The sequence below is a fragment of the Psychromonas antarctica genome (assembly GCF_022267535.1).
In the GTDB taxonomy this organism is placed as follows: Bacteria; Pseudomonadota; Gammaproteobacteria; order Enterobacterales; family Psychromonadaceae; genus Psychromonas; species Psychromonas antarctica.
Genome location: NZ_JAHNZV010000187.1, coordinates 1 through 3,045, shown reverse-complemented (window position 1 = coordinate 3,045; position 3,045 = coordinate 1). Strand labels below are relative to the sequence as shown.

Below are 3,045 nucleotides of genomic sequence, written 5' to 3'. Positions count from 1 at the left end.
AGTGTTACACGAATCCCAGACTCCGCCAAAGGCGCAACACTCGATACAGGTGGTTGGTTAAACCTTGCCTGACAGGGACTTACACCCTGCAAGATGCATCAAGCTTTGCTTGACGCACTAACGCCGCTAAACACTGGCGCATAGGTTTGGCGACATTTTTGCAGCTTTTTGTTTTTGCAAAAAAGACGACAAAGCGTAATGCGTCCAGTGCTTTGCCTTGTTAAGTTTTGCGACTTGTAAGCTTGTAGCCTACATGAAACACAGCGCTTATATTTCTTTTAACTTGAAACTAAAACTGTTTGATTTACCTAATTAATTTTCAACGAAGTAGCCCAACTTTAGATAAAAAGGATCAAAACGTAATGCTGATAAATAGGTAAATTAACCCAGCCCGTTTAGTACAAAAGCTAACTTGATATTGCCCCATTTCCAACTGTGATTCAGAGAGCCGATTCGCAAACTCATTAAAAATGGGATCGCCTAAAACACCCAACCAACCTGTTCATCAATTTACATTTCACAATGTGGAGTGAAATTTAACGCCGCTAAACACTGGCGCTTAGGTTTGGCGACGTTTTTGCGGCTTTTTCTTTTTGCAAAAAAGACGACAAAGCGTAATGCGTCCAGTGCTTTGCCTTGTTAAGTTTTGCGACTTGTAAGCTGGTAGCCTACATGAAACGCAACGCGTATATTTCTTTTAACTTGAAACTAAAACTGTTTGATTTACCTACTTAATTTTCAACGAAGTAGCCCAACTGCAAACAGCAATGCTCAAAACATAACGATGATAAATAGGTAAATTAACCCAGCTCGTTTAATAAAAAAGCCAACTTTATATTGCCCCATTTCCAACTGCGATTCAGAGAGCCGATTCGCAAACTCATTGAAAATGGGATCGCCTAAAACACCAAACAAACCTATTAATCATTTTTACATTTCACAAATCGGAGTGAAATTTAACGCCTGCAATAAACGGCGCTAGGTTTGGCGGCGATTTTGCGGCTTTTTTTTGCAAAATAGGCGACAAACCGTAAAGCGTCCGATTTGATTGCCTTGTTAAATTTTAGCGACTTGTTTGCTCTTTGCCTACAAAACGCTTAATGCTTAATATTGTTTTAACTTGAAACGATACAGATTTATTTTGCTTTACTTTTAGCAACGAAGTAGGCCCTTTTAAAACAACAAAACTAAAATCGCTAACGCCAAGCCTATGATTAAATTAGCCAAGCGCGTTTACCATAAACTAAACAGTAAAATGGCACAATTCCAACTGCGATTCAAAAAGCCGATTACCACACACTTTTCAAATGAGATTGCGTAAAACAGCGACCTCACCAATTTACAATTTTTACATTTCACAAATCGGAGTGAAATTTAACGCCGCTAAACACTGGCACATAGGTTTGGCGACGTTTTTGCAGCTTTTTCTTTTTGCAAAAAAGACGACAAAGCGTAATGCGTCCAGTGCTTTGCCTTGTTAAGTTTTGCGACTTGTAAGCTTGTAGCCTACATGAAACACAGCGCTTATATTTCTTTTAACTTGAAACTAAAACTGTTTGATTTACCTACTTAATTTTCAACGAAGTAGCCCAACTGCAAACAGCAATGCTCAAAACGTAACGATGATAAATAGGTAAATTAACCCAGCTCGTTTAATAAAAAAGCCAACTTTATATTGCCCCATTTCCAACTGCGATTCAGAGAGCCGATTCGCAAACTCATTGAAAATGGGATCGCCTAAAACACCCAACCAACCTGTTCATCAATTTACATTTCACAATGTGGAGTGAAATTTAACGCCGCAAACAACAGCGCGTAGGTTGGCGTTGTTTTTGCTGGCTTTTTGTTTTTAGCAAAAACGGCGACAACCGTTATGCGTCTGATTGATTTGCTTTGTTATGTTTTATTTTGATGGGTACTTGTGCTTTTCTGCCATTAGGATGACAAACAAACAAAGTAAACTACCAACAGCAATCAAGATAACTTTAAAATCATCCTGCACATTTAATGATTTAATAACCAAAGCAGATAAATTAGCAAAAGGTAGGATGTAGACGAGGCATAAAGTGAGTTTGTTTTTAAGACTAAGCTCATTTCCTTTGCGACGTTGCTCAAAAAAATAAGCTGACGACGCATATGAAATATACAAAGCTAGAATGAAAAATACGCCATAGAACATATTAAAGATCTCCGACTTTCAATAAGCCTCTTCTAAAAAGTTCTTCTTTAGCATTTTTAGCTTCAATTTCGGTAAACTTTTTCATAACGCTTGCAACTACGACAGCAATTAAAAAAGCCTGACTTCCAGTTTGAACTGCACCCTGACTTAATTTTAAACGAGACAATCCAGCTTCTGCAATAGGCTTTCCGAGTTGACTTGTAATATGTTTTGTTACGCCATCACTTGCAATACCAACGATTGTACTAGCAATAATTCCAGCTTCAAGCTTACCATCAACGGTTAAGAAATATGTAGCTAAGAAACCTGACACTGCCTTATTGGTTTTAAATAATGCCTTTAACTCACTGTCTGATAGACACCAATTATTCCAACGGGGATTTGCAATCAGAATTGCAACGAGAGCTTGAACTTTACCAAAAAATTTTGAGTTCCCTAAATTTTGTGCAGATCTTAAGACTTGTTGTTTTTCGATATGACCAAGTTGTCGATAAACGATAAGGCCTGAAAGAATAGGTAACGCTTTTTTACTATTTTGACGAATAAAGCCAATTTCACTATCTAGCCCAAGCAATTGTGATAAATATAAAATTGGATCTTGTTTAACTTGCGATAGATTATAATTTCTAACGCTATACCCTAAACCTGACATGTTAATCCCTTAAGTTGTATTCAATCAAATAATCAATTTTTTGTGATTTTTATATTACTTGAACACAACACAAATTGCACGAAAATATAGACATAATGACTTCCCACTAAGGTGCTAGCCTCTACCGTGGGTTAGTTTTACAACCAGAGCCATAATATATATATCAATAATATAACGTGGAGGCTAGCATGAATAAACATAGCATACTTTTCAT

Annotated in this window: 1 protein-coding gene; it reads right to left on the bottom strand. The window is 37.1% G+C overall.

Annotated features, from left to right (window positions below; genetic code table 11):
• Window positions 1–2,180 precede the first annotated feature (2,180 nt).
• Window positions 2,181–2,831 (bottom strand): hypothetical protein, encoded by a 651-nt coding sequence (locus KSO91_RS16640; protein WP_238744143.1) that lies wholly within the window; start codon window positions 2,829–2,831, stop codon window positions 2,181–2,183.
• Window positions 2,832–3,045: the final 214 nt, after the last annotated feature.